General features: G+C 70.0%; 21 protein-coding genes and 1 pseudogene. 8 read left to right on the top strand and 14 right to left on the bottom strand.

The genetic code is table 11. The features are described 5' to 3' along the window. Positions 1 to 59 precede the first annotated feature (59 nt). A complete protein-coding gene (locus tag BM290_RS36825; RefSeq protein ID WP_093620649.1) occupies positions 60 to 398 on the top strand; it encodes an ArsR/SmtB family transcription factor in 339 nt (112 codons plus the stop codon). Positions 399 to 612: 214 nt separating this feature from the next. Here the strand turns inward: BM290_RS36825 and BM290_RS36815 are convergent, their stop codons facing one another. From BM290_RS36815 to BM290_RS36765, 11 genes are all read right to left on the bottom strand, one after another. Beyond that, positions 613 to 1,704, bottom strand: coding sequence for an LLM class flavin-dependent oxidoreductase (locus BM290_RS36815; protein WP_203779700.1), 1,092 nt, complete (start codon positions 1,702 to 1,704; stop codon positions 613 to 615). After that, complete coding sequence (locus BM290_RS36810; RefSeq protein WP_203779698.1) at positions 1,701 to 3,485, bottom strand: ABC transporter ATP-binding protein; 1,785 nt, start codon at positions 3,483 to 3,485, stop codon at positions 1,701 to 1,703. The genes BM290_RS36815 and BM290_RS36810 overlap by 4 nt, the downstream gene beginning before the upstream one ends. Further along, positions 3,463 to 5,265: an ABC transporter ATP-binding protein gene (locus tag BM290_RS36805; RefSeq protein WP_203779696.1), complete on the bottom strand. Its 1,803-nt coding sequence runs from the start codon at positions 5,263 to 5,265 to the stop codon at positions 3,463 to 3,465. The genes BM290_RS36810 and BM290_RS36805 overlap by 23 nt, the downstream gene beginning before the upstream one ends. Continuing rightward, positions 5,249 to 6,856 carry a dipeptide ABC transporter ATP-binding protein gene (locus BM290_RS36800; protein ID WP_093620569.1) on the bottom strand — a complete coding sequence of 536 codons (1,608 nt, stop codon included), beginning with the start codon at positions 6,854 to 6,856 and terminating at the stop codon, positions 5,249 to 5,251. The genes BM290_RS36805 and BM290_RS36800 overlap by 17 nt, the downstream gene beginning before the upstream one ends. Next, the gene (locus BM290_RS36795) at positions 6,853 to 7,719 is read right to left on the bottom strand and encodes an ABC transporter permease (RefSeq protein WP_093620568.1); all 867 of its coding nucleotides are present in this window, start codon (positions 7,717 to 7,719) and stop codon (positions 6,853 to 6,855) included. The genes BM290_RS36800 and BM290_RS36795 overlap by 4 nt, the downstream gene beginning before the upstream one ends. Then, positions 7,716 to 8,690 carry an ABC transporter permease gene (locus tag BM290_RS36790; RefSeq protein WP_093620567.1) on the bottom strand — a complete coding sequence of 325 codons (975 nt, stop codon included), beginning with the start codon at positions 8,688 to 8,690 and terminating at the stop codon, positions 7,716 to 7,718. Before BM290_RS36790 ends, BM290_RS36795 begins: the two co-directional genes overlap by 4 nt. Positions 8,691 to 8,744: 54 nt before the next feature. After that, positions 8,745 to 10,391 carry an ABC transporter substrate-binding protein gene (locus BM290_RS36785; RefSeq protein ID WP_093620566.1) on the bottom strand — a complete coding sequence of 549 codons (1,647 nt, stop codon included), beginning with the start codon at positions 10,389 to 10,391 and terminating at the stop codon, positions 8,745 to 8,747. 54 nt (positions 10,392 to 10,445) lie between these two features. Continuing rightward, a complete protein-coding gene (locus tag BM290_RS36780) occupies positions 10,446 to 11,588 on the bottom strand; it encodes an acyl-CoA dehydrogenase family protein (RefSeq protein WP_093620565.1) in 1,143 nt (380 codons plus the stop codon). Next, on the bottom strand, positions 11,585 to 12,790 hold the full coding sequence (locus tag BM290_RS36775) for an LLM class flavin-dependent oxidoreductase (protein WP_093620564.1): 1,206 nt from the start codon (positions 12,788 to 12,790) through the stop codon (positions 11,585 to 11,587). The genes BM290_RS36780 and BM290_RS36775 overlap by 4 nt, the downstream gene beginning before the upstream one ends. Beyond that, on the bottom strand, positions 12,787 to 13,917 hold the full coding sequence (locus tag BM290_RS36770) for an LLM class flavin-dependent oxidoreductase (protein WP_093620563.1): 1,131 nt from the start codon (positions 13,915 to 13,917) through the stop codon (positions 12,787 to 12,789). Before BM290_RS36770 ends, BM290_RS36775 begins: the two co-directional genes overlap by 4 nt. Before the next feature lie 142 nt (positions 13,918 to 14,059). Further along, positions 14,060 to 14,902, bottom strand: a complete 843-nt coding sequence (locus BM290_RS36765) for a LysR family transcriptional regulator (protein WP_093620562.1) — start codon at positions 14,900 to 14,902, stop codon at positions 14,060 to 14,062. A gap of 179 nt (positions 14,903 to 15,081) precedes the next feature. Between BM290_RS36765 and BM290_RS36760 the strand changes: the two genes are divergently transcribed. The 6 genes and pseudogenes from BM290_RS36760 (at position 15,082) to BM290_RS36740 (ending at position 21,351) form a co-directional block, all read left to right on the top strand. Further along, positions 15,082 to 15,738 carry an alpha/beta hydrolase gene (locus BM290_RS36760; protein WP_203779694.1) on the top strand — a complete coding sequence of 219 codons (657 nt, stop codon included), beginning with the start codon at positions 15,082 to 15,084 and terminating at the stop codon, positions 15,736 to 15,738. Next, a pseudogene (locus BM290_RS50300) lies at positions 15,735 to 16,634 on the top strand (ketopantoate reductase family protein); the annotation flags it as partial. The gene BM290_RS36760 and the pseudogene BM290_RS50300, both read left to right, overlap by 4 nt. A gap of 204 nt (positions 16,635 to 16,838) precedes the next feature. Further along, positions 16,839 to 17,660, top strand: a complete 822-nt coding sequence (locus BM290_RS50295) for a sulfurtransferase (RefSeq protein ID WP_373871138.1) — start codon at positions 16,839 to 16,841, stop codon at positions 17,658 to 17,660. After that, positions 17,657 to 19,075: an FAD-binding oxidoreductase gene (locus tag BM290_RS36750; RefSeq protein WP_203779692.1), complete on the top strand. Its 1,419-nt coding sequence runs from the start codon at positions 17,657 to 17,659 to the stop codon at positions 19,073 to 19,075. Before BM290_RS50295 ends, BM290_RS36750 begins: the two co-directional genes overlap by 4 nt. 106 nt (positions 19,076 to 19,181) lie before the next feature. Continuing rightward, positions 19,182 to 19,814, top strand: coding sequence for a flavin reductase family protein (locus tag BM290_RS36745; RefSeq protein ID WP_244903956.1), 633 nt, complete (start codon positions 19,182 to 19,184; stop codon positions 19,812 to 19,814). A 403-nt stretch (positions 19,815 to 20,217) separates the two neighbouring features. Next, positions 20,218 to 21,351 carry a glutamate--cysteine ligase gene (locus BM290_RS36740; RefSeq protein ID WP_093620558.1) on the top strand — a complete coding sequence of 378 codons (1,134 nt, stop codon included), beginning with the start codon at positions 20,218 to 20,220 and terminating at the stop codon, positions 21,349 to 21,351. A gap of 248 nt (positions 21,352 to 21,599) precedes the next feature. Here the strand turns inward: BM290_RS36740 and BM290_RS36735 are convergent, their stop codons facing one another. The 3 genes from BM290_RS36735 to BM290_RS36725 are packed head-to-tail and all read right to left on the bottom strand — an operon-like array spanning position 21,600 to position 23,622. After that, a complete protein-coding gene (locus tag BM290_RS36735) occupies positions 21,600 to 22,244 on the bottom strand; it encodes an MFS transporter (RefSeq protein WP_093620557.1) in 645 nt (214 codons plus the stop codon). Beyond that, positions 22,241 to 22,528 carry an MFS transporter gene (locus BM290_RS36730; protein WP_093620556.1) on the bottom strand — a complete coding sequence of 96 codons (288 nt, stop codon included), beginning with the start codon at positions 22,526 to 22,528 and terminating at the stop codon, positions 22,241 to 22,243. Before BM290_RS36730 ends, BM290_RS36735 begins: the two co-directional genes overlap by 4 nt. After that, positions 22,528 to 23,622: an acyl-CoA dehydrogenase family protein gene (locus BM290_RS36725; protein ID WP_177320044.1), complete on the bottom strand. Its 1,095-nt coding sequence runs from the start codon at positions 23,620 to 23,622 to the stop codon at positions 22,528 to 22,530. The genes BM290_RS36730 and BM290_RS36725 overlap by 1 nt, the downstream gene beginning before the upstream one ends. 84 nt (positions 23,623 to 23,706) lie before the next feature. Here BM290_RS36725 and BM290_RS36720 point away from each other — a divergent pair, with 84 nt between their 5' ends. Beyond that, positions 23,707 to 25,347, top strand: coding sequence for an ABC transporter substrate-binding protein (locus tag BM290_RS36720; RefSeq protein ID WP_093620555.1), 1,641 nt, complete (start codon positions 23,707 to 23,709; stop codon positions 25,345 to 25,347). Position 25,348 lies beyond the last annotated feature (1 nt).

Here is a 25,348-nt window from a genome sequence, read left to right as displayed (position 1 = left end):
ACGACCGTATGACGAACGTCCAACTGTAGGGTGAGGGTGTGGCACGAGACGACGACGCGATGCCCGACATCGCCGATGTGACGATGATCGACTTGCTGCGGGCGGTCGCCGATCCGATCCGCCTGCGCATCGTGCAGACGCTCGCCGACGGCCTGCGGCACGGCAAATGCGGCACGCACTGGGACTTCGGCGTGCACAAGTCGACCATGACGCACCACTTCCGCATCCTGCGTCAGGCAGGCCTGACCCGCACCGTCGTGGCCGGGCGCACCCACAGCATCGAGCTGCGCCGCGACGAACTCGACGCTCGCTTTCCGGGCCTGATCGACGCCCTGGCCGCAACCGCCGGTGTGTCTTCACCGGCGACGGCACACGGCCCGGCGCCGCGATCCGGCTGAGGTGGCCTCGGGCGCTTCCCGTCTTTCCGCGAGGCAGCCACCTTGCCGCTGACACGGCAACCGGCCTGGTCACTGTTTCCCGGGGGTGCACGCCGGTCTCGCGGCGGCAGGGCGACCAACCTCAACACCACCACCCGGTTCCCCCGGTACGTCGGTGAGCCGAACGGCTGGTTCGCGTTCCGTACCGTGGCCAGTCACTTCCGGCTGCAGGATTTCACGGGTTGGCGGCCGCCGGCGGCCTGACCGCCGGGTGCGACCGGCCCGTCTGATCGGGCTTCCACCCGATGGCCGGGCCCACGGTCTCGGCCAGGTCGGCCAGGAGTGTGACGTTGTCGGGGAGTTCGAACGCGGGCGGCAGGAACAGCACGATCTCGTCGGCCGCCGTCAGGCCCGGATCGGTCAGAACCGCCTCGGTCACCTCGTCGGGGCTGCCGTGATGAACCGGGCTCATCAGCATCCCGGGCGGCAGGGCCGCGGTCAGCGTGGGTGTCAGGGCGCCCCGCGGCCGCGACGCGCCCGGGCCGCTGGTGCGTCGCTCCAGGTCGTAAGCGGCGTAGCGGTCGCGCAGCGCAGGCGTCGTGCCGGGCAGGATCGACGCCGCCACCGCCACCGGTGGGCAGGGATCGGAGTGGGTGGCGGCCCACTGCGTCCGGTACGCGGCGATCAGGTCGGCCTGGTGCTGCGGGAAGGAGACACCGGCGGGGACGTCGTGCAGGATCGTCCCGGTGATCAGCCGCAGGCCCTGGCGGGCGGCGGCGACTGCCGAGGCGATGCTGCCGGAGCCGTACCAGATGCGTTGGCGCAGGCCCGGGCTGTGTGGGGTGACCTTGAGTTCGGTGCCGACCGGTGGCCCGCCGACGCCCTTCTGCTCGGTGACGGTGTGGATGGTTTCGCCGGCGACGGCGGACAGGAACCGCGCCAGGCGGCGCTGCCCCTCCTCACGAGCCGAGACGGGCACGGTGCCGAAGATCGCGTCCCACTGGTCGGTGCCGCTGGAGAAGGCGATCTGCAGGCGGCCGTCGATGAGCAGGTCGGCGGTTGCGGCGGCCTCGGCCAACAGGATCGGCTCCTGGAAGCGGGCCGGGATCACCGCGCTGCCGAGCAGGATGCGGCTGGTGTGCTGGCCGGCCGCCGCGAAGAACGGCATCGGTGACGACAGGTAGTTGTCGAAGTGACGCTGGTAGGCCCAGCCGGACTGATATCCGAGCGACTCGGCAGCCTGGAAGAGGGCGATGCCGTCACGCAGTCCGCGGGCCGCTTGCCCGGTGGGGAACGACACCCGGGTGTTGAAACCGAGTCGGGTCACGGTGTTCTCCAAGCGTCGACGAGGGCCGAGTACGGGCCGGGGCGGGTGGCGAGGACCGAGTGGTGGCCGGACTGCACGATGCGGCCGCCGTCAAAGACCAGGACCCGGTCGGCGGTCTCGGCGGTGATCATGCGGTGGGCGATGGCGATGCTGGTCCGGCCCCGCGTGAGGATGGCGAGGGCCTTTTGCACGGTCACGTCGGTGGCGGGGTCCACCCCGGACGTGGCCTCGTCGAAGATGACCAGGTCGGGGCCGGCCAGGGCGGTCCGGGCCAGAGCGACGAGCTGGCGTTCACCGACGGAGAGCCGTTCGCCGCGCAGCCCCACCCGGGTGTCCAGGCCGTCGGGCAGACCGGACAGCCAGTCGTCGAGGCCGAGATCGCCCATGATCCGGGAGATCTCGCCGGCCGCGGATCCGGTGGGTGAGCCGAGGCGGATGTTCTCGGCGATCGTGGCGTCGAACAGGAAGGGGTCCTGAGGGACGATCACCACTCGCCCCGCCAGTGAGGTGATCCGGTCGAGGGCCACCCCACCGATGTGGATCGTTCCGGTGGACGCGAGGACTCGGCGGGTCAGCAGTTTCGCGAAGGTGGACTTGCCGGAGCCGGTCCGGCCCACGACCGCCACATGTTCGCCCGGCTCGATCGACACCGACACCGAGCGCAGGACCAGGGGGCCTGACCCGTAGCGTGCGGACACCTGCGACATCCGTACGCCCAGTGGGCCGGCGGGCAGCGCCGGCCCGTCACCGGCCGCCTCCCTGGGGGTGGCGGCCAGTTCGAGGGCCCGGCGCCAGCCGGTCAGCGCGTTCTGCGCTTCGCCGAGGCTCTGCACGAGGAATTGCAGCGGCCGTACGAAGAAGGTGACCAGGAAAACCATGGCGACGACCTCGCCGGAACTGAGCCGGGGCCGCGCGGGATCGCCGGCGAGGGCGAACCAGACGCCGCCGAGGAGCACGGTCACCGTCATCACCCCGATGGTGACCTCGCCGAGCGCGGTGTTGCCGTGCAGCGGGACGAGCGTGCGCAGCAGGCTGTCGCGGGCCCGATCGACGGCGTCGTCGAGTTTGCGGGCGGCGCGTGCCGCGGTCCCTGTGGAGCGGATCACCGGTGCGCCGGCGACCGACTCGGCGACCACGCTCTGCAACCGGGAAAGCTCGCGGCGTGCCTGCGCGTAACGGCGTGCGATCACCCGCTGCATCAGTGTCATCGTGCCGATCAACAGGGCGGAGAGCAGCAGTACGGGCACCGCGAGCTGCCAGCTGAACACCGACATGATCACTGCGGCGATCAGCAGTTGGGCGCTGTTGGTCACGAACTGAATGCCACCACCCTGCAGGAAGGTGGTCACCTGATCGACATCGCTGGTCAGCCGGGAGACGAGATCGGCGCTCGGCACCCGGTCGGCGGTCGACGCGGCCATGTCGTGCACCCGGCGCAGCCCATCGCGGCGCAGGCCGGCCAGGGCGTTCTCCACCTTCTCCTGCAGACGCCGGTTGAGCAGCAACGACGAGAGTCCGGCGACCAGCACCGCGACACCGCCGACCGTGACCGCCGGTGTCACCGTGCCCGGCGCGAGACCCGCGTCGATCGCTCGCTGAATGCTCAGCGGCGCCACGATCCGGCCGCCACCGGCGAGCAGGGCCAGCAGTCCGGTGACGAGCAGTCCCTGCCGCAGCTGCGGCGAGAACCGTAGCGCCGTCGGCAGGAAAGCACGGCCGGCGAGGGGGGCCAGGCCGGTGGTGATGGTCCGCTGCCGATCAGGAGACGGGGGTACGCGCACCGCCGGCCGCCTCCTCATCCTGGACGGAAGACTGGTAGGCGGTCACGATCCGCCGGTACTCCTCCACGTGCATCAGTGACGACGGGGTTCCGGTGGCCGCGATCCGTCCCGCCCGCACGAGCACCACCCGGTCGGCGATCGCGACCGCTCCCGGCCGGTTGGTGCTGATCAGGATCGTGGGCCCGCCGTCGGCGACGAGCGCGGCGAGCGAGGTGAGGACCTGCTGCTCGACCCGGGAGTCGAGTGCCGACGTGGCGTCGTCGAGCACCAGCAGCCGGGGCTGCCGGACCAGGGCACGAGCCAGGCAGATCCGTTGGCGTTGCCCGCCGGAAAGGGTGGCCCCACGTTCGCCGACCACGGTGTCGAGGCCGTCCGGAAGCTCACGGACGATGTCGTCGGCTGCGGCGGCTCGCAGCGCAGCCCAGAGGTCCGCATCGGCCAGGGGCCGATCGAGGGCGAGATTGTCCCGCAGGGACTCGGCGAACAGGAACGGGCTCTGCGACACCACGGCCACCGCCTCCGGGACGACACCGGCGGTCAGCTCACGGACGTCGACGCCGTCGAAGAGGACGGTGCCGGCGGTCGGATGGATCTGCCCGCCGGCCACGTCGAGCAGGGTGGTCTTCCCGGAGCCGACAGCGCCGAGGACGACGGTGACGGTCCCGGGTTCCAGGGTCAGATCGGCGTCGCGCAGAAGGTGCCGCTGCCCGCGGGTGACGCCGGTGGCCCGCAGCTCGACCCGCATCGGGCTGGGCTGTTCGAGGTCACGTGAGCCGTGCCGGAGCACCTCGCCGGAGTCCAGGACGGCCTGGACACGTTCGCGGCCGGCGCCGGACATCGGCAGCATCGACAGGAACCGGCTGATCACGTTGAGCGGGATCGCCACGGTGAGCAGCAGATAGACGACGCCGACCAGGTCACCGACGCTGAGGTCGCCCTGCTGCACCCGGGGCGCCGCGACGGCGAGAACGACCAGGATCGCGGCCGTGGGCAGCAGCTCCAGCAGCGGGTCGAAGACCGCACTGATCGCTGCCATCCGCAGGTCGGCGGCACGCAGCCGGTGCACACCGGGTGCGAATCGGGCGTCCTCCGCGTCGGTGAGGCCGAGGCTGCGCACGACCGGGCCGCCCTCGATCGATTCCAGGGCGACACCGCCGACGACGCCGCGGGCGGCCTGGGCGTCGCGGGCCCGCGGGGCGAGCAGGCGCTGGTAGGTGAGGTTGAGCGCGAAGACCAGGACGATCAGAACGAGTCCGACAAGCCCGAGTACGGGTGCGCGGAAGAACAGTTCGGTGAGCGCGAGCAGCAGCATGAACACCATGCCGAACGCGAAGTAGGCGAACTGCGTCGGTGACCAGAGGGCGTCCACGTCGGAGATCGCGTGGGCGAGCAGCCGGCCGGGGGAGTGCCGCCGGTGCCAGGCCGGGTCGAGTGCCAGGTATCGGCGAGCCACGGCCCGGCGGGTCTCGGCCTGCGCCCGGTACTGCACACGCCCGGTGGAAAGCCCGCGGACGAAGATCGTGCTCCAGCGTGCCGCCGAGATCCCCAGCACCAGGCCGCCGCTGGTCCACCACGTGTTCGCCGATACGGCATCACCGGCGAGCGCGGGCAGCACCAGGTGGTCGGTGGACCAGCCGATCGCAGCCGCCCCGGCCACCATGGTCGCCCCGTTGATCAGCCCGGTGATCGAGGCGACGGCCGCCGGGCCGGGATTGGCCCGGGCTGCGGCCAGCTGGGCCAGAAGCGCCGACCCGCGCCGGGTGTCAGGCAGCGTCGGCACGGCGTCCCGGGATCGCGTCGATGAGTTCCCGGGTGTATTCGCTGCGGGGATTGGTGAACACCTCGGCGACCGGCCCTTCCTCGACCACCCTGCCCTCGCTCATCACCGAGACCGTGTGGGAGATCTCGGCGACCACGGACAGGTCGTGGGAGACGAACAGGTACGACAGGCCGAGGTTCTTCTGCAGGTCGGCCAGCAGCTGCAGGATCTGCTCCTGGACCAGGACGTCGAGCGCCGACACGGGTTCGTCGAGCATGAGCAGGTCCGGCTCCAGCGCCAGCGCGCGGGCGATGGCGACCCGTTGCCGCTGTCCGCCGGAGAGCTCACGGGGCAGCCGGTCCAGGTAGGAGGCCGGTAGCGCCACCTGGTCGAGCAGTTCCCGGGCGCGGGCCTTGCGGGACCGTCGGTCACCGATCCGGAACGACACCAGCGGTTCGACGATCGACTGCTCGATGGTGAACCTCGGGTCGAGGGTGGCGAACGGGTCCTGGTGCACTAGCTGGGCCTTGCGGCGCAACGGCCGGACCTGGTTCCACGACAGGCCGCTGATCTCGGTGCCGTCCAGGACCACTGATCCGCTGGTCGCCGATTCGAGGCCGAGCGCGATCCGCAGAGTGGTGGTCTTCCCGCAGCCCGACTCGCCGACCAGGGCGTGCGTCCGGCCACGCGGCACCTGCACGCTGACCTTGTCGAGAGCGTTGAAACCGCGCCGGCCGCGCCGCGTGTCGCTGACCGAGAACGTCTTGCTCACGTCGGTGAGCGTCAGGACCGCATCAGGAACATCCTCCCCGCGTACGTCGAACCGGGGAACCACCCGCCCGGAGTGAGCGAGGCGGGGCGCGGCCGCGATCAATTTCCTGGTGTACTGGTCCCGGGGCGAGGAGAGGATCGTGGCCGGATCGCCCTCCTCGACTTTGCGGCCGCCCTGCATCACGACGACCCGGTCCGCGCGGTCGGCTGCCACGGCCAGATCGTGCGTGATGATCAGCAGCGAGATGCCCTGCTCGCGGACCAGGCCACTGAGGTGGTCGAGAATCCGTTTCTGTACGGTGACGTCGAGGGCGCTGGTCGGTTCATCGGCGATCAGCAGTTTCGGCTTGCCGGCCAGCGCGATGGCGATCAGGGCCCGCTGGCGCAGGCCGCCGGACAGCTCGTGCGGATACTGGCGGGCTCGCAGCTGCGGGTCGGGCACGCCGGCCTCGGACAGGAAGTCGAGCGCGTCGTCCGTACCGCCGCGGAGTTTGATCGCCTCGGCCACCTGGGCGCCGATCCGTTTGGTCGGGTTGAGGCCGACCATCGGGTCCTGCGGGATCAGCCCGACCACCGATCCGCGCAACCGGCGCAGGGTGCGCTCGCGGGCGCCGGCCGTCTCGATGCCGTCGACGATCGCCGACCCCGCGGTGATCCGGCCGTTCGCCGGGAGCAGGCCGATGATGGCGTTGGCGGTGGTGGTCTTGCCGGAGCCGGACTCACCGACGATGGCGACCACCTCGGACGCGCCGACGGTCAGGTCGAGCCCGATGACGGCGGGTGTGATCGTGCGGTGCCGGAGGTAGCCGACGTCGAGTCCCTTGATGTCGACCAGGCTCATCGGGTCAGCTCCTGCAGCGTTTTGGAGATGTGGTTGAGGCTCAGCACCAGGATCGCCACGAACAGGCCGGGCAGCAGGCTCAGCCACCACGAGGTGACCAGGTAGTTGCGGCCGTCGGAGATCAGCGTGCCCCATTCGGCGGCCGGTGGGGCGGCGCCGAAGCCAAGGAAGCTCAGCGACGCGATCGCCAGGATCGCCACGCCCGCGTCGAGGACGGTGAGCACCGCGACCGGGCCCCACGAGTTCGGCAGGATGTGTCGCAGCAGCACCCGGGTCCAGGAGGCGCCGCCCGCGCGGGCCGCCTCCACGTACGGCAGCGTCTTGACCCGGAGCACTTCGGCGCGGGTGGTGCGGGCGAAGCCGGGGACGATGCCGATGCCGACGGCGACGGCCACCGGAAGGGTGCCGTAGCCGAGGGCGGTGACGATCGACAGGGCGAGCAGCAGGCCGGGGATGGCGAGCAGCACGTCGACGATACGCATCAGGATCGCGTCGAGCCGGCCGCCGAAGAAGCCGGACACGATGCCGATCGTCAGGCCGGCGATCGCTGCGATGGTCAGCGCCAGCAGCGTCGCCTTGATGGTCAGCGGGGAGCCGTAGAGGACCCGGGTCCACAGGTCACGGCCGTAGACGTCGGTGCCGAACAGGTGGTCCGCGCCGGGCGGCAGCATCGCCTGTTCGGGGTAGGTGTCGTACGGCTCCCACGAGGTGAACAGCGTGGGGGCGAACGCGGAGACGATCACGAAGAGCACGTAGACGACCGCGATGAGGAAGGCCGGCTTACGGATCAGCTGGTGCGCGGTGGTGAAGAGCCCGGCACGCCTGCTGGTGACCAGAACGTCGGGAAGAACAGCGGCGGTCATACGGCGGTCACCACTTCGGGGTCGATGCGGGTCCGGGTGTGCGAGATGCGCGGGTCGAGCAGCGGATAGAGCAGGTCGACGATCAGGTTGACGGTCACGAACAGGGCGGCTGCGATGGTGACGACGGCCAGCACCACGGGTACGTCCTGGGACAGCACCGCCTCCTGGGCGAGCTTGCCGACCCCTTCGCGGGTGAAGACGGTTTCGACGACGATCGAGCTGGTCACGGTGAGGCCGACGATCACGCCGAGGATCGTCATGGCGGGCAGCACCGCGTTGCGGAACGCGTGGCGCAGGTGCACGGCCGAGCGGGACAGGCCCTTGGCCCGGGCCGTGGTGATGTACGGCTGGGACAGTGTCTCGTCGAAGCTCTTGATGAGCACCTGGGCGAGGATCGACGAGTTCAGCACGGAGATCGTCAGCACCGGCATGACCAGCGACGACGGGCCCTCGCTGCCGGTGGCCGGAAGCCAGCCGAGCTGGAAGGAGAAGAACTGGATCAGGAACAGCGCGATGAAGAACTGCGGGAACGACGCGCCCAGAGCCGGCAGCCGGGTGAGGAAGGTGCGCAGCGGGTTCCAGCGGGCGAACGTCGCGAGGTAGGCCAGCGCCGACCCGGCCAGCAGTGCCACGGTCGCCGCGCTGACGCTGAGCAACAGAGTCTTGCCGATCCGCTGGCCGATCAGGTCGGTGACCGGCGTCTGCTGGGTCAGCGAGATGCCGAAGTCGCCGTGCAGCGCGGCCCACAGGTGGTGCCAGTACTGCGCCGCGATCGACTGGTCGAGCCCGAACTGCGCCTTGCCCGCGGCGAGTTGCTCGGGGGTCAGGGAATCCAGTTGCAGCCCGGCGGCGGCCAGCTGGAGTTCCATCGGGTCGCTGGGCAGCAGGTAGAGAATCGCGAAGGTGAGGGTGTAAGCGGCCCAGAGGACGACGACGGCCTGAAGGACTCGACCCACTACATATCTGGTCATCGGCAACCTTTCGCAAAGGCCGGGCCGTCCACGTGGACGGCCCGGCCCACGACGTCAGTCCTTCCAGACGTCGTTGAGCTTGAGGAAGCTCTCCGACGTGAAGGCGAATCCGTGCACCTTCTCGCTGAGACCCACCTTCTGTACCCGTTCGTTGAGCGGGATGGTGATGCCCTCGTCGATCAGGAAGTCCTGCAGGTCCTCGTAGGCGGTCGTGGTCTGTTTCTGGTCGGTGGTCTGCAGCGCCTTGGCGAACAGGTCCTGGACCTTGACGACGGCGTCGGGCGTGGACGACTGCCGGGCCAGCGCCTTCGAGTTGGCCACGTCGGGGTTGAGGATGAACTGCAGTGCGCCAGGGTCGGCCCGGGTGAAGTAGGTCGAGGTCAGGTCGTAGGAGCCCTCGTTCAGATAGGTCGCCTGCTGGGCCGGGGTGAGCTGGCGCAGGGTCAGGTTGATGCCGACCTTCTTGGCCTGGGCCTGGAGCAGTTCGGCGTTGCCGACGAACGAGGTCAGCGGGTAGTCGACGGTGAGCTGCTTGCCGTCCTTGACGCGGATCCCGTCCGCGCCGAGGGTCCAGCCGGCCGCGTCGAGGAGTTCGGCGGCGCCGTCCGGGTCGTACCCGAGCTTGCTCTCCTGGCTCTTGAAGTACGGAGTGGTCGAGTTGTACGCACCCTTGACCACCGGGTAGCCGTCGCCGTAGATGGTCTTGGCGTAGGTGGCGCGGTCGAGAGCTTTGGACAGCGCCAGCCGGACCTGCTTGTCGGCGAGCGGCCGGCCCGCAGTGGTGTTCGCGAACAGGGTGTAGGAGACACCCGGCAGCGACCGTTCCTCGATCTTCTTGCCGGACTTCTCGATCAGGGTCTCGTCCTGCGGCGAGAACGGGTTGCGCGGCCAGGCGACGTCGATGGCGCCGCTGGTCAGGTTGCCGGTGCGGACACTGTCCTCGGCCACGTAGTTGAAGATCACCTTGTCCAGGCGGGCTTCACCTTTGTTCTCGGAGAGCTCCGAGCCCCAGCTGTAGCCGGCCCGCTTGGTCAGGACCGTCTCGGTCTTGGGCGTGTAGTGATCGAGGACGAACAGTCCGGAACCGATCACGCCCTTGCCGGTGCACCGTTCGGCCGCCGGGAGCGCGAACTCGGCCGGGTCGGTGATGGCCAGGTTCGTCGTCGACGTGGCCTGCAGGAACGACGAGTTCGGCTTGCTCAGGGTCAGCTTGACGGTCAGCGGGTCCACCACTGTCGCGCCGGTCAAGCCCTGGATGTAGGAGGCGCCGAACGCGGCTCCGTTGGTGGCTTTGACCGTCTCGATCCAGCCGGTGACGTTGTCGGCGACCGCCTGCGCGTCCACCTTCTTGCCGTTGCTGAACGTGACGCCGTCACGCAGCGTGAACGTGTAGGTCAGGCCGTCCGGGCTGATCTCCCACTTCGAGGCGAGCCAGGGGACGATCTTGCCGGTCTCCGGATCTTGATCGGTCAGCGAGTCCGCGAAGTTGCGGATGATCGACCGGTGCTCGATCCAGTACACCTGAAACGGGTCGATGCAGGAGAAGTTCGGGTTGTCCGGCCAGAACGACACCTTCACGGTGCCGCCGGCTTTCGGCGTACCCGAAGCGGCGCTGGTTTCCTCTCCGCCGCCGCAGGCGGCCAGAGCAAGTGAAGCGGTGACCGCGACGGCGATGGGTCTGAGAAACCGAGAAACAGACATTATTTCGATCCTTCTGAAGGGGCGGAGGGCAAGATCAAGATCGCGGGGGTACGGTCAGACGCCGAGCACCCGTCGGCCCGCGGCGAGGAGCACGGCGTCCTCCTGCGGCGGATGCACCCGGATGCACAGCGCGTCCCGCAGGTGGCGTTCGAGCGGCTGGTGCCGGGACAGACCCGGGTTGCCGAGCGCGGCCACCGCGGTCTGGGCCGCCGCGATCACCGAGCGGCCGATCGCCACCTTGATCGCGGAGAGCTCGGGCAGGATCGAGGTGTCACCCGCTTCGAGGCGCAGCAACGCCCCGTGCAGCAGGGTCTCGGCCTGCACGATCTGCAGGTCGATCTCGCCGGCCACCGACTGGATCCGCTCGGTCTGTGCGATCGGCTTACCGAGGGCGGCCGGCACGCGCTCCCGGGCATAGGCGGCGAAGGCGCTCCTCGCGGCGCGGGCCACCCCGACATAGAGCGCCGGATGACCGAAACTGCCAGGTCCGGCCGCCGCGGCGGGGTCACGGTAGCTGCCGTCGCTCTGGCGGGGGATCTCGCAGAACGCGTCGGCCGGCAACTGGACGTCCTGGTAGACCACGTCGTGAGTGTTCGACGCCCGCAGTCCCAGGTGATCCCAGGTGGGGATCCAGGTGATGCCGGGCAGGTCACCCGGGACGATCAGGTGCCCGACGCGCTGGGTCTCCGGTTCCACGGCCCAGACCACGTGGTACGCAAGCCCGGTACCGCCTGTCGCATAGGCTTTACGGCCGTTGAGCAGCCAGCCGTCGCCGTTGCGGACCGCCGTGGTCTTCGGCAGGCCACCCCGGGCCGGCGCACCCAGCTCGGGTTCCGCGCGGATCGCGTTGACCAGCGCCGGGCCCTCCTGCGAGCGGCGCAGCAGGTCCTCGTAGGCGGCGACCGGCCAGGTGCCGAAGGCGGCCTGTGCGGCGTGGGTGTTCAGCGAGTTCGCGGCCAGCAGCCCGACCGACGCGTCGCCCTCGCCGATCGCGGTCAGGATCCGGGCGGTGTCGCGGGGGCCGGCGCCGGGGCCGCCGTACCGGGTGCCGACCGTGGCGGTGAGCAGCCCGGCCCGGTGCGCCACCTCGATGCCGGCCCAGGGCAGGTCGCCGGTGCGGTCGTACTCGGCGGCCGTGGCGGCGATCTCCGCGGTGACCTTGGCCAGCGCGTCGGGGGAGAGGTCGAGGGCGGTCACTGTCGTCCCGCCGCGGCGAACCGGCCGTACTCGGGAGCGTGGTTGCCGAGGTGCTCGGCCTGCAGGGTGCCGCGTTGCCCGGTGGACTTGCGGTGGGCGATCTCCTGGCGGACCAGCGGCAGGATGTAGCGGCCGTAGTCGACCGCGTCGGCCAGGGTGTCGTAGCCGCGGATGGAGACGAGTGACGCGCCCTGGTCCACGTAGTCGAGGATCGCGGCGGCGACCGTCTCCGGGGAACCGACGAGCGCAGTGGAGGCGCCGGCCGCGTTGGTCACCGCTGCGGTCCGGGTCCAGAGCGCCCGGTCGTAGAGTTCGGCCTTTCCGGCGTGGGCCAGCGCCCGCTGGGAGCCGACGTTCTGCGGCCCGGCCTGGCGATGCCGCTGCTGGCCGTACGCGCCCTGGCGGAAGGTCTCGGCGATCCTGTCGACGTAGTCGTGGGCCTTCTTCCAGGCCAGTTCGTCGGTCTGCGCGATGATCGGGCGGAACGTCACCCAGATCCGCGGCTTCGGCCGGCCTGCGGTGGCCGCGATGGCGTTGACCCGGTCGATCTCGCTGCGCAGGTCGCTGAGCGGCTCACCCCAGAAGCTGAAGATGTCGGCCTTGGCCCCACCGACCGCGAACGCCTCGTCGGACTGGCCGCCGATCGAGATCGGGATCGGGCCGTCGTACGGCGCGAAGCCGGGGCCGAACTCGTCGAACCGGTAGAACTCGCCGTCATGACTGAACGCCTCGGGGGAGGTCCACGACTTACGCAGGATGTCGATGTATTCCGACGTGCGGGCGTACCGGCGGTTCTTGGGCAGGTAGTCGCCCTGCCGGGCCTGCTCGGCATCGCTGCCGCCGGAGATCAGGTGCACGACCGCACGGCCCTCGGTGAGCTGGTCCAGCGTGGCGAGTTTCTGCGCGGCCACCGTCGGCGGCGTGGTGTTGGGCCGCAGAGCGACGATCGGCCTGATCCGCTCGGTGAGCTGACCGACCGCGCCGGCCGTGACGAACGAGTCGGCGGAGCTAGAGCCGTAGGGCAGCAGCGTGTAATCGAAGCCGCCCTCTTCGAGGGAGCGCACGTACCTGCGGAAGTACTTGAGGTCGATGCCCCGCGACGGGACCGGGTTGATCTCGGTCGACGGGTTCAGGTGCGAGAGGCTGATGAACTCCACCTCGGGCGAGGCGGTGGCCGGAATGGCGGGGTCGAAGGTGCTCATGCGGCAGTCCTGTCTGCGAGTGCTCCCGGATGGTCGGCCTGGAGGGTGCCGCGCTGCCCGGTGGCGTCCCGGTGGGCCAGCTCCTGGCGGACCAGCGGAAGCAGGAAACGTCCGTAGTCGATGAGGTCGTTGAGGTTGTCGTAGCCGCGGATCGAGATCAGTTCGGCGCCGAGGTCGATGTAGTCGAGGATCGCGGCGGCGACCGTCTCCGGGGTGCCGACCAGGGCGGTCGAGGCTCCGGCGGCACCGGTCGCGGTGGCGGTCGGGGTCCACAGGGCCCGGTCGTGCACGTCCTGACGGCCGGCGATGTCGAGAAGCCGCTGGGAACCGACGTTCTGCGGGTTCGTGCCGCCGAGGAACCGCTTCTCGAAGGGCCGCAGAGCGGCGAGAATCCGGTGGGCCTTCTCCCACGCCAGTTCCTCAGTGGCCGCGATGATCGGCCGGAACGTCACCCAGATCCGCGGCTTGTCCGTGCGCCCCGCCTTCTCGGCCTGCTCGTACACCGCGTCGATCTGGTCGCGGGTGTCCGCCAGCGGCTCGCCCCAGAGGCCGAAGATGTCCCCGCGGGACCCGCCGACCTGGTAGGCCTCGGCCGACGAACCGCCCACCGACACCGGAATGGTGCCGCGGGTCGGGCGGACCGTGCTGACGAAGTCGTCGAACCGGTAGAACTCGCCCTCGTGGCTGAACGGCTCGGTGCCGGTCCAGACCTTACGGACGATGTCGATGTATTCGGCGGTCCGCGCGTACCGCTGCTGTTTGGTCAGGTAGTCGCCCTCGCGAGCCTGTTCGGCGTCGTTGCCGCCGGAGATGAAGTGCACCACGGCCCGGCCGCCACCGAACTGGTCGAGCGTTGCCAGGGCCTTGGCGGCGACGGTCGGGTACATGGTGTTGGGCCGCAGCGCGACGATCGGGGTGACCCGTTCGCTCCTGGCCACGATCTGATTGGCCACCGCGAACTGGTCCTGGAAGGCCGACGCGTAGGCGCAGAGTGTGTAATCGAAGCCCGCGTCCTCGAGGGCGTTGACGTACCGGATGAAGAACGGCAGGTCGACCTCGGGTCTGCCGAGCCGGTTGAGCTCGTTGCTCGGATTGACGTTGACGGCACTGATGAACGCTACGGCCACGCGGAGTCACCCCTCAAGCAGCGGTTCGGCGCCCGCCACATCCCTATAACTCCTACCAATGTAATAGGTCTTTAGGAAGGGTGTCCAACGACGATCCGCGATCAACGTGATTACGATCGCTTATCGGTCGTGCCCTCTTGACTCAGCTCGGGACTGGGCCGAGAACTGTGCGCAGACCGGCGGTGACCGCCTCGGCGACTCGGGGATCGGCGCCTGACCTGGCACGCAGGCTCATCGTGGCCGGCGGCACGCTCGGCAGATCGTCACGTTCGGTCAGCCCGTCCGGCGTGTTCACCGCGCTGGCCAGCAGCGCGACACCCAGCCCGGTCCGGACGGCGTCGAGCACCCCCGCCACATAACCGCTGTCGCACACCACATAGGGATCCAATCCTCGCGACGCGAGCGCGGTGAGTGCCCGGCGGCGCAGCACGCACGGCTCCTCGATCGCCACGACCGGCCAGTCCCGGCCGCTCGGCGCCTGCCAGGCCTTCGCGGAATACCAGCTCAGTGGCAGTGAACCGACCGGCGTGCCCTCCGCCGATGACGCCTCGGTCAGGTGCACGGCCAGGTCGATGGTGCCCCGGTCGACCGCCGCGTCCAAGCGCCGGGTGCGATCGATGCGGAACCGAACCTGATGGTCCGGCAGTGCCGCGGTCACCGCCGGCAGGATCAGCTCGGCGGCGTGCTCGGTGGTGCCGATCGTCACGGTCGGACGCTCCGGGCCGACCAGCCGGCGCAGGGCGTCGTCGTGGGCCGTCAGGATCCGGCGCGCCTCACCGAGAAGTGCCTGACCGTCCGGGGTGAACGTGGTGCCGCGCCCCTGCCGCTCGACCAGCGGGCGACCGATCACCTTCTCCAATCGCCGGATGTGCTGGCTGACCGCCGACTGGCTGACCCGCAGCGTGGCGCCCGCCCGGTGGAAGCCTCCGCAGTCGGCGACCGCGACGAGGCTGCGCAGCGCGAGGATGTCCAGAACCTGTGCCATGTCCCGGACGCTAACAATCAATTGATAAGAACTCGTGTTCGGTTCCGATCGGGGATCGGTGTTGGACATGCGACCGGCGATCAGGCGATGCTGACCGACAGTAGCCGCTCCGCTCTTCGTGCGAGGAAAACATGACTGACGCTTTTGACGAGCCCGTCGGGATAGCTCCCCGGGGTACCGTGCTGGTCGCCGCCGGGCGTGGCGAGACGATCGACGCTTATCAGCGCTTCGGCAAGCGGATCGCGGCCGACGGCTACAAGGTGCGGCTGCTGCCCGACGTCACCGCCGATGTCGCCGCCAGCTTTGCCGAGGCTGAGAAACTCCTGGTGGACGATGGTCTGCCGGGGCCCAAGGTGGTCGTCGGATCGGACGCCGGGGCACTGTTCGCGCTGTCGCTCGCCCGTCGATCGGCACCGGGACTCGATGCCGTCGTGCTCGCCGGAATCCCGGTCCCCGCGTCTGCCGGCGATGACCTGCTGGGGTGGGACGACGAACTCGACGCACGTACCGGGTGCCCTGCCCACCGCGGCGTTCTCTCCAGTGGCGCGGCCAGTCCCGGCGCTCTTCTTTCGGCCCGAATTCCTATTGAACTCATCGGTTATGCGGGTGATGTGACGATACCCACTCTCGGCCTGCACGGCGACTCCGACACGATCAGCCCGCTGGCCTCGGCCCGCGATTCGTACCCCGGCCGGCTGGTCAGCATCACCGGCGGCCGCCACGACATCCTCAACGACGTCACCCACCGGACCACCGCCGCCACGATCATCCTGTTCCTGGAGAGGCTCAAGCTCGGCGCCGACCTCCCCGTGATCGCCGCAGAGGTGGCGGCATGAGCCGCTACATCGTCATCGGAGCAGGCGCGGTCGGGGCCTCCGTCGCCGCCGAACTGCACCGCGCCGGCATCGACACCGTCCTGGTCGCGCGAGGCGCACAACTCGCCGCCCTGCGCGAATCAGGACTGACCTATGTCCGCCCGGACGGCACCCACCAGCTGGCCATCCCCGTGACAGCGGGCCCCGGCGAGGTCGACCTGACCCAGGACGACATCCTGATCCTCGCCACCAAGAGCACCGACAGCGCCGCCGCAGTCCAGGACTGGGCGTGGCGCCCGGTGAAGCGAGCCGACGGGAGCGCCGGCGTGGCGGCCACCACCCTGCCACTGGTCACACTGCAGAACGGCCTGGAGACCGAACGGATCGCGCTGCGCTCGTTCGCCCGCGTCCACGGCATCGTGGTATGGATTCCGGCCACCTTCGTCGTACCCGGCGAGGTCGTGAACCATGCTCACCCGGTGCCGGCGGTCCTGTGGCTCGGCCGTTATCCGTCCGGAACCGACGAGGTCTCCGCCGCGATCGCGGCCGACCTGCGCCGGGGTGGCTTCACGGTCAACGAGGTCGAGGACATCACCGCCCACAAGGCCGCCAAGCTGATCGGCAACCTGTTCAACAGCCTGGACGCGCTCTATGAGCCGGGCCCGCTGCGCGACGCCGCCGTCGACGCGCTGCGCGACGAGGCCCGTGCTGTCTATGCCGCCGCCGGAATCGTTCCTGCCACACCGAACAGCAGCGGTTTCGGGGTCGCCGCGATCCCCGGCCGGGAACGGGTCGGCAACTCCACCCGGCAGAGTCTGGCCCGCGCGGCCCGACCCGAGACCGACTACCTGGACGGGGAGATCGTCCTGCTGGCGCGGCTGCACGGAGCGGCGGCGCCGCTCAACGAGGCCATCCAGGCCCGGGTGCACCGCGCGGTCATCGACGGCACGGCCGCGGGATCCCTCGGTGAGCGGGATCTGGCCGCCACGCTGCCGACGGTCGCCGCGGCCGCCTCCCTCAGGGGAGACGATGTCATCGTGAGCACCGATGCGGTCGATGCTGCGTCCGGCGACGATGTGACCGTCGACGCGGACGTCCTCGCCGCGGCCCGGGCATCGGTGCTGGCCGGAGTGGAAGAGGTGTACCGCGCGGCAGTCGAGCCGGACCCGCCGGTGCTGCTCGACGTCCGCTGGGCGCTCGGCGACCCGAACGGCGCCGAACACTACCGGGCCGGACACCTGCCCGGGGCGGTCTACGTCGATCTGGACACCGAGCTGGCCGGACCGCACCAACCCGGCGCCGGCCGCCACCCGCTTCCGTCGATCGCCGCGCTCCAGAGCGCCGCCCGCCGCTGGGGCATCAACGCCGACAGCCGCGTCGTGGTCTACGACAACAGCGGCGGGCTGGCCGCGGCTCGCGCCTGGTGGCTGCTGCGCTGGGCCGGAGTCACCGGCGTGCGCATCCTCGACGGTGGACTCGCCGCCTGGCGCGCCTCCGGATATGCCGAAGCCACCGGATCGGCCACGCCCCGCCGTCCCGGCGACGTCGTTCTGACCGCCGGGCACCTGCCCACCCTTACCGCCGACGAGGCCGCCGCACTGCCCGGCGCCGGTACGCTGCTCGACGCCCGGGCCGGCGAACGCTACCGCGGCGAGATCGAGCCGATCGATCCGCGGGCGGGTCACATCCCCGGCGCGATCAGCAGACCCACCGGCGGGAATCTGCAGGACGGCGTGCCCTGCTTCAAGACCGCCGACCAGCTACGCGAGCGGTTCGCCGGGGTGACCGGACCGGTCGGCGTCTACTGCGGGTCCGGGGTGACCGCAGCTCACCAGATCGCCGCCCTGGCCACCCTCGGTGTCGACGCCGCCCTCTACCCGGGATCGTGGTCGGCCTGGTCGTCCGACCCGGACCGGCCGGTCGCCACCGGTGAGCAGCCGTGACGATCGGTAGCGCCGCCACCTCCTCTCCCGTCCCCGCTGATCCCGTCGTGGCGTCGGCTACGCGCGCGTCGGACCCAGGGTCTCCTCCGGAGCCGCTGCGTTGGCTGGCGGACACCGGCGCGGAGTGGACCACTGATCAGCAGATCCTGGGGCGGTCGCGACTCGACCGCTCCGGATGGGAGCCCGACGGCCGGCCGGCGGCGGTCGTCTTCCCTCGCACGGTCACCCAGGTCCAGGCGGTGTTGCGAGGCGCTTCGGCAACCCGTACCCCACTGGTTCCTCGCGGCGCCGGCACCGCGCTCACCGGTGCGAGCACCGCCGGAGCCGGCACCGTGGTGATCGACCTGTCGCGCATGAACCGGATCGTGGAGATCCGCGCAGCCGACGGCATCGCCATCGCCGAACCCGGCGTCGTCACCGCTGACCTGGATCGGGCGGCAGCCGAGCACGGACTGAGCTACGCGCCCGACCCCGCCAGCGTGGAGATCTCCACGATCGGCGGCAACATCGCCACGAACGCCGGCGGACTCCGCTGCGCCAAATACGGCGTGACCCGCGACTCGGTCCTCGGCCTCGACGTGGTGCTCGCCGACGGCACCTTGATCAATACCGGTCGCGCCACACTGAAAAGCGTTACCGGGTACGACCTGACCGGCCTCTTCGTCGGCTCGGAGGGGACCCTCGGCGTCGTCGTCGGCGCGACCCTGCGCCTGCGGACCCTGCCGACACCGACCGCGACGATCGCGGCCGCCTATCCGGACATCGCGACCGCGGCGGCCGCCTCCGTGGCACTGACCGGAGCCCACGTCCAGCCGGTGCTCGCCGAACTCCTCGACGAGGCCACCCTCAGCGCGCTCGCCGACCACGGCCTGCGCCAATCCGGCGGCGCGCTGCTGATCGTGCAACTCGACGGCGGGCCGGTCGAGACATCGCGCGCCCTGGAGGTGCTGCGGCGCGGCGCCACCTCGGTACGCAGCGACGGCGATCCGGCCGAACTGCTCGCCGCCCGTCGTCAGGCACTGCCCGCCATCGAACGCCTCGGCCGCCCGTTGATCGAGGACATCGCGGTGCCGCGATCGCGACTCGCCGCCGCGGTTCGATCGATCGCGGACATCGCCCAGCGGCATGACGTACCGATCTGCACCCTGGCCCACGCCGGCGACGGCAACCTGCACCCGATCATCGTGGCCGGTTCGCACGGCTCGCCGATCCCCTCGGCGGCGCACCGGGCGGCCGACGACATCTTCGCGCTGGCATTGTCCCTGGGCGGCACGGTCACCGGCGAGCACGGGGTGGGTGTGTTGAAACGGGCCTGGCTGGCGCGGGAACTGGGGGAGGAGCAGCACCACCTGCAGCGTCGGATCAAGGCGGTTTTCGACCCACTGGGGATCCTGAATCCAGGAAAAGCGATCTAGCGAGAGAACTGTCCTTAATCCCTATCGCTTCAGTAGGATTTGTGGTAGCGTGACAGCTGTCCCGGCGGTCTCGGGACAGGCAATGCGCGCTTGCGAAGCGCGCTGGATGACCGCCGTGCATGCCGGCGACCGGCGCAACCTCGAAGTCCACCCGAACGGCCGGGCCGGAACGGCAGCGACGCAGTGTGCGGCCACGTCGCCGACGGCATCACCGACCATCTGTAGAGAGGTCACCATGACTTTCCCGACCAATCAGGACCTCGACCCGATACGGCTGCGGACCGTATTCGGCATCTTCCCCAGTGGTGTGGTCGCCGTGGCCGCTCGGGTCGACGGCGCTCTCGTCGGCCTGGCCGCGAGCTCGTTCACCCCGGTCAGCCTCGATCCGCCGCTCGTGCAATTCTCCATCGCCAACGCCTCCAAGACGTGGCCCGACCTGCGCCGTGCCGGTCACCTGGGGATCACCATCCTGGCCGACCGGCACGGCAGCCTGGCCCGCCGGTTGGCCGGTCCGCCGCAAGCCCGCTTCGACGGCGTCGATGTGGAAATCGGCGAAAACGGCGCGGTCACCCTCCCGGATGGTCTCGCCCAGTTCGACACGACCATCTACCGCGAGGTCGAGGCGGGCGATCACACCATCGTGCTGCTGCGCCTGCACGCTGTCGAACACGCCGACCATTCTCTGCCGCTGGTCTTCCACCGCAGCGCCTTCGGCCTCGGCGCGCCGCCGCGATCATAGCCCGCACCCCTGACCGCGCCGTCCCGATTGTCCACACAGCGGCGAGACGTATCTCTGGTGGTTTCGGAGCACAACTGGGCCCGGTCCTCCTCGGCCATACGCTGATCTTCGTCGCGCGGTGGACATATCGGCCCGGGCCAGGTCTGTTCGGCGGCGGCCTCGCTGCCACCCCTGTGGCTCCCCGGCGTCATACCTGGCCGGGCGTGTACAGCACAGTCGCCACGATGATCATCGCCCAAGCCGGACAGGTTGCCGGCAACGCCCGGCCCGGCGCGCCCCGTCCCGCTGAACTCGTCGGGGCTCCGGGCATCGTCCGGCCGGAGCCCCGACGATCAGGGGTCCGCAGGGTGGGCGCAGGTCGGCGAGGATCGACGGCACCGGGGTGCGTTCCTATTGTTGGGTCATGCGTATCGGCTTCGCGCCCTCAATCAGATCGCGTCTAGGTATCGAGTGGGAGATCGCGTGCGTTGATCGGCGAAGCGGCGAGCTCTCCCCGGCGGCCCCCGAGCTGCTTCACAAGCTCGGCACCGCCGACACCTTTCCGCACGTGACGAACGAGTTGCTCACCAACACCGTCGAGATCGTGAGTGCACCGCATCACCGCGTCCGGGGCGCGATCGACGACCTGGTTCGGTTGGTCGAGCGTGTCGATACGGTCGCCGAACCCATGGGCGTCGACCTCATCTCGGCGGGTACGCATCCGTTCAGCCAGTGGTTCCAACAGGAGGTGACGCCGGACAAGCCGCGCTATGACATCCTCATCGACCGGACCCGGTGGTGGGGCCGGCAGATGATGATCTGGGGTGTGCACGTCCATGTTTCGGTCGAGGACCGCCGCAAGGTGTTGCCGATCATCGACGGTCTGCTCACCTATCTGCCGCATTTTCAGGCGCTCAGCGCGTCGAGCCCGTTCTGGGCGGGGGAGAACACCGGGTACGCGTCCAATCGGGCGCTGATGTTCCAGCAGCTGCCGACCGCCGGGCTGCCGCCGCAGTTCAGCGAGTGGGCCCAGTACGAGCAGATGGTGGCCGACCTGCAGCACATCGGCGTCATCGAGGAGCTGAACGAGCTGCGCTGGGACATACGTCCGTCACCGAGGTGGGGGACGATCGAGGTCCGGACATTCGACGGGATCTCCACCCCGCACGAGATCGGCGCGATTGCGGCCCTGACCCAGTGCCTGGTCGAACACTTCTCCCGAGAGCTCGACGCCGGCCGGGCGATACCGACGCTCCCGGCGTGGTTCGTCCGTGAGAACAAGTGGCGGGCGGCCCGCTACGGCATGGACGCCATCATCGTCCGCAACGCTGCCGGCGATGAGCGGCTCGTCACCGAGGACCTCGCGGAGTTGCTGCCGCTGCTCGAGCCCACCGCTGAATCGCTCGGCTGCTCGGCAGAGCTGAATGACGTGAGAGACATCATCGTCGGCGGCGCGAGCTATCAGCGTCAGCTGAGGGTCGCGAAGGCTCAGGGCGGAAGCCTCAAGGCAGTCGTCTCCTCGCTCGTGCGAGAACTACGCGAAGGCCGGCCGAGGTGATCGTCCGGAGCAGCACAAGGCTCGACGCCGAGGCCGGTACACCTGTCCAGGCCGTACCGCCCCGATCGGCGAAGTCCTCGACCCGGCCGGTGGCCTCTCGTATCTGCTGAAAACCTCGGAACCGGACCGTCACTCGCCCAGCCGACACGTCCCTCACCGAGCAGGTTCGTGGTTGCGTCGGTGACTGAAGCCGTGAACAGGTCCATTTCCGCATCATGCCGTCGCCGAGCCTCCGAGCGACGGCGCGGTCACAGGGCTCGTGACGGGATCAGCGCGACCGCGGCGAGCAGAGTGCCCACGCCCAGCAGTACGAGAAACCGCCAGTCGGCGAGCCAGACGGCAAGCAGCGGCACGCCGGCCCGGGCCAGCGCGATGGGCACCGTGGTCACCGCGATCACGCTCGCGAAGCGTGCGATCCCGAACGCATCGGCGACGATGGAGGGGCGGGCGACCACGCCGATGCCGTAGCCGGTGCCGAACGCGGCGACACAGATCAGCGCCGGCACGAGAGCATGACCGGTCAGCGGCAGGACGAGCAGGCCCAGCTCTTGGATCGCGCATGCCACCGCGGTGACCTGAGCCATCCCGTAGCGCCGGGCGAGCGGCGCGAGGGCCTGCCGGGACGTCAGTTGCAGGGCGCCGACGGCCAGGGGCATCGACGCGGCGACGGTGGGGGAGAAGCCGACGTCGCGGAAGTAGCTCACCATGATCAGCAGGAATGCGGTGACGGCGCCGGTCTGAACCACGAATGCGAAAGCGAGCAGCCAGAAGCGCGCGCTGCGCAGGACGTCGCCCACCGGCAGGCCGGCTCGGCGGCCGAGGTGGCCGGCGTGGGCGTGCCGGTCGGGCACGGCCAGCAGATGAATGGGGACGGCGATCACGGCGAGGCTCACCGCCAGCGCGCCAGTGTGTCGCGCCAGCCGAGGTGGGCCTCCAGCCGGCCGACCAGCGGGTAGTAACAGCTGGTGGCGAGACCGGTGGCCATGGTGACGGCGACGATGGCGCCGTCGCGGTGCGAGGGTTCGGTGGCGAAGACGAGCACGGCGAAGGCGGCCTCGTAGGTGGACAGGGCGAGGGCGACGCCGATCACGGCGAACCACAGATAGAGCTCGGCGAGGGTACGGGCCTGCGACCACCCGGCCACGGCGACCGCGCCGAGGACCGAGCCCGCGGTCATCAGCAGCTGGCCGCCTCGCCGGTCGAGGACCCGGGGTGGGTGACCGGCGCGGCGGACGCGGCAAGCCCGGCGAGGTGGGTCAGCTGCGCCCGGCGTACGTCCGTGCTCTGTCCTTGGACCAGGATGAACAGCGCCGAGCGCGCGTGCAGTTGCGCGGTGTCGTCGCCGGCCAGGCCCCGCCCCGCGCGGGCGGCCACCAGCGCCCGGGTGAGGGCCGCCAGGGCCTCCCCGCTGGCGACCTTGGTCGCCAGTCGCTCCTCCAGGCGGTATGTGCCGCCCCCGTTGGCGGCCGCCTCGTCGGCCAAGCCGTAGGCGGTCTTCCGGATTGCGGCGACTCGTGGCCGCCAGGCGGTGGCGACGGACCGCGCGAGCGGGTCCGGATGCTGGTCGAGCTCGCGCAGGACGGTGCCGGCCAGCCCGAAGTGGTGGCCGCGGGCGTCGCTGGCGATGGCCAGGTCGTCGAACCGGGTCTGTTCCAGCGTCTTGCGGCCGATGACCGACTCGTCGGGCACGTGGACGTCATTGAGGTGGACGCGCTCGGTGTGGCTGCCGTCCAGGACGGCCAGGCGCAGCGGCTCAGCTCGGCGGGTGCGATCGCCCACCTCGACGAGTGCCGTCACCACGGTCTCGGTTGCGGGGTCGACGCCGGCGACGGTCAGCGCCTCGCTGAGACCCCAGCCGCTCACCCACGAGATCGTGCCGCTGAGGATCCATCCGCCGTCGACCCGGGTGGCCGAGACGAAGCGGCGCGGATAGCCGCGGACGTCGCTGATGCCGGCACCGAGCAGAATCTCTCCGGCCAGAGCCTTGCGGGCGAGTACCGGTAGCGGGCGCCCGGCACGGTCGGCGTCGGCGAGCCGGCCCGTGAGCGGTGCATGCTGCGCCCAGACGAGCCAGGTGTTGAAGCAGGCGCCGGAGATGATCTCGTGGAGCCGGCGCTCGTCATCGCGGTCCAGGGCCTGGTGCCGGAGCAGTCCCAGCTCGCGCAGCTCGCCGATCCGCACCGCGTCGACGCCGTCGCGTTCGGTCCGCAGGGCGCTGGGGCGCAGCACTCTCTCGGCGTAGTCCTCGACCCGGCGAACGAAGGATGTCATCACGTCAGTTCCCACTCTCGACCGTCCCATCAAGACCTACATCGGCTATTAAATCTATAGGCTGAGTATGATTTACTCCAGGGCATGGGACCGACGAGACTCCGCACGCTGCTGGCCGTGAGCCTGGCGGCGACCCTCTTCACCGCCGCCTGTGGCGGCTCCGGCGACGCACGGGACACGGCCTCCGGCGAGCCGGTCCACGGCGGTACGCTCACCTTCTACGACCCGATCCAGTACGCCGCCTGGGTGCCCACCGCGTCGATCTGGTCCAACAGCAACGTCGCCGGCAACGTGGCCGAGCGCCTGATCTGGCAGGATCCGAAGACCGGCGACTTCAAGGCCTGGCTCGCGCAGTCCTGGGAGATCAGCGCCGACAAGCTGAGCTACACCTTCAAGCTGCGCCCGGGCGTCACCTTCAGCAACGGCGACCCGCTCGACGCGGAGACCGTGAAGCTCAACTTCGACCAGCACGGCTCGGGCGACGAGAAGCTCGGCATCCCGAAGGACTCGTTCTGGACCGACTACGCCGGAACCGACGTGGTCGACGCCCAGACGGTCAGGGTCCGGATCACCAAGCCGAACGCGGCGTTCCTGCAGATCCTGTCGAACTACCGGGCCAGCTCGATTCTCGGCAAGCCGTTCCTCAAGCTCGATCTGGCCGGTCAGGGGCAGCTCACCAACTGGGTCGGCACCGGGCCGTTCACGGTGGAGAAGGTCGCAGGCACCACCGGTGTCACGCTCAAACGCCGCGACGACTACAACTGGGCACCCGAGGGCTCGGCGCATCAGGGGAAGGCGTACCTGGAGCGGATCGTCTACCAGTCGGTTCCCGAGGCCGGCACCCGGGTCGGCGCGCTGCAGTCCGGCGAGGCGCAGATCTCTCGCAACATCGCACCGTATGACGAGCAGACCATCGTCGACGGCGGCGGCAGCGTCATCGGCATCCCGGTGCAGGGCGAGGTCAACTCGCTGAAGATCCAGCTCGACACCGACGCGCCCACCCGGGACGTGCAGGTGCGGCTCGCTCTGCAGGCGGCCACCGACCGCACCGAGATCAACAAGACGGTCCTGTCGCCGAACTACCCGATCCCGTCCAGCGCGCTGGTCAAAGGGACGCCGTTCCGGGGCGACGCGTCGTCGTACCTCGCCTATGACCTTGCCAAGGCCACCTCGCTGCTGGAGGCGGCCGGCTGGAAGGCGGGCGCCGACGGCGTGCGGGTCAAGGACGGCAAGCGGCTCGAGTTCGAGATCTGGGTCGCGCCCTACTACCAGGTCGCGCAGGCTGTGCTGGAGCTGTTGCAGGCGCAGTGGAAGAAGGCCGGCGTGGACCTGAGGATCCGCTCCGCGTCGCAGGCCGAGTACACCGCCGCCGAGGCCGCCGCCGCCAAGGCCACCGACGACGACTGGACCTTCGAACAGGGCCAGACCTCGACCGCCGAGGCCAACGTGCTCCGCGTCTCGCTGGGCGCCGGCCGCTACAACGCGCTGCGGTTCCTCACCCCGGATCCCACCCTGGAGTCGCTGCTCGACGCACAGGCGGTCACCTTCGACCCCGCCGAGCGCAAGGCCGCCATCCAGAAGGTCGAGGACCGGATCTTCGAGCAGGCCTACATCATCCCGCTGTACGACGAGACACAGGTCTTCGGCCTTGCCCCGAGCGTGCACGGGTTCGCCACCGAGTCGACCGGCCGCACCTGGCTCTACGACACCTGGCTGGACAAGTAGC

The sequence above is a fragment of the Actinoplanes philippinensis genome, from assembly GCF_900113015.1.
Taxonomy (GTDB): Bacteria; Actinomycetota; Actinomycetes; order Mycobacteriales; family Micromonosporaceae; genus Actinoplanes; species Actinoplanes philippinensis.
This window is presented reverse-complemented; position numbering and strand designations above follow the sequence as displayed.

Excerpts from the sequence above, each read along its gene's own strand:
- BM290_RS36795 (WP_093620568.1), bottom strand. The coding sequence starts at position 7,719 with ATGACCGCCGCTGTTCTTCCCGACGTTCTGGTCACCAGCAGGCGTGCC.
- BM290_RS36765 (WP_093620562.1), bottom strand. The coding sequence starts at position 14,902 with ATGGCACAGGTTCTGGACATCCTCGCGCTGCGCAGCCTCGTCGCGGTC.
- BM290_RS36800 (WP_093620569.1), bottom strand. The coding sequence starts at position 6,856 with ATGAGCCTGGTCGACATCAAGGGACTCGACGTCGGCTACCTCCGGCAC.
- BM290_RS36775 (WP_093620564.1), bottom strand. The coding sequence starts at position 12,790 with ATGAGCACCTTCGACCCCGCCATTCCGGCCACCGCCTCGCCCGAGGTG.
- BM290_RS36790 (WP_093620567.1), bottom strand. The coding sequence starts at position 8,690 with ATGACCAGATATGTAGTGGGTCGAGTCCTTCAGGCCGTCGTCGTCCTC.
- BM290_RS36785 (WP_093620566.1), bottom strand. The coding sequence starts at position 10,391 with ATGTCTGTTTCTCGGTTTCTCAGACCCATCGCCGTCGCGGTCACCGCT.
- BM290_RS36745 (WP_244903956.1), top strand. The coding sequence starts at position 19,182 with ATGACCGCCGTGCATGCCGGCGACCGGCGCAACCTCGAAGTCCACCCG.
- BM290_RS36825 (WP_093620649.1), top strand. The coding sequence starts at position 60 with ATGCCCGACATCGCCGATGTGACGATGATCGACTTGCTGCGGGCGGTC.
- BM290_RS36730 (WP_093620556.1), bottom strand. The coding sequence starts at position 22,528 with ATGACCGCGGGCTCGGTCCTCGGCGCGGTCGCCGTGGCCGGGTGGTCG.
- BM290_RS36720 (WP_093620555.1), top strand. The coding sequence starts at position 23,707 with ATGGGACCGACGAGACTCCGCACGCTGCTGGCCGTGAGCCTGGCGGCG.
- BM290_RS36725 (WP_177320044.1), bottom strand. The coding sequence starts at position 23,622 with ATGACATCCTTCGTTCGCCGGGTCGAGGACTACGCCGAGAGAGTGCTG.
- BM290_RS36740 (WP_093620558.1), top strand. The coding sequence starts at position 20,218 with ATGCGTATCGGCTTCGCGCCCTCAATCAGATCGCGTCTAGGTATCGAG.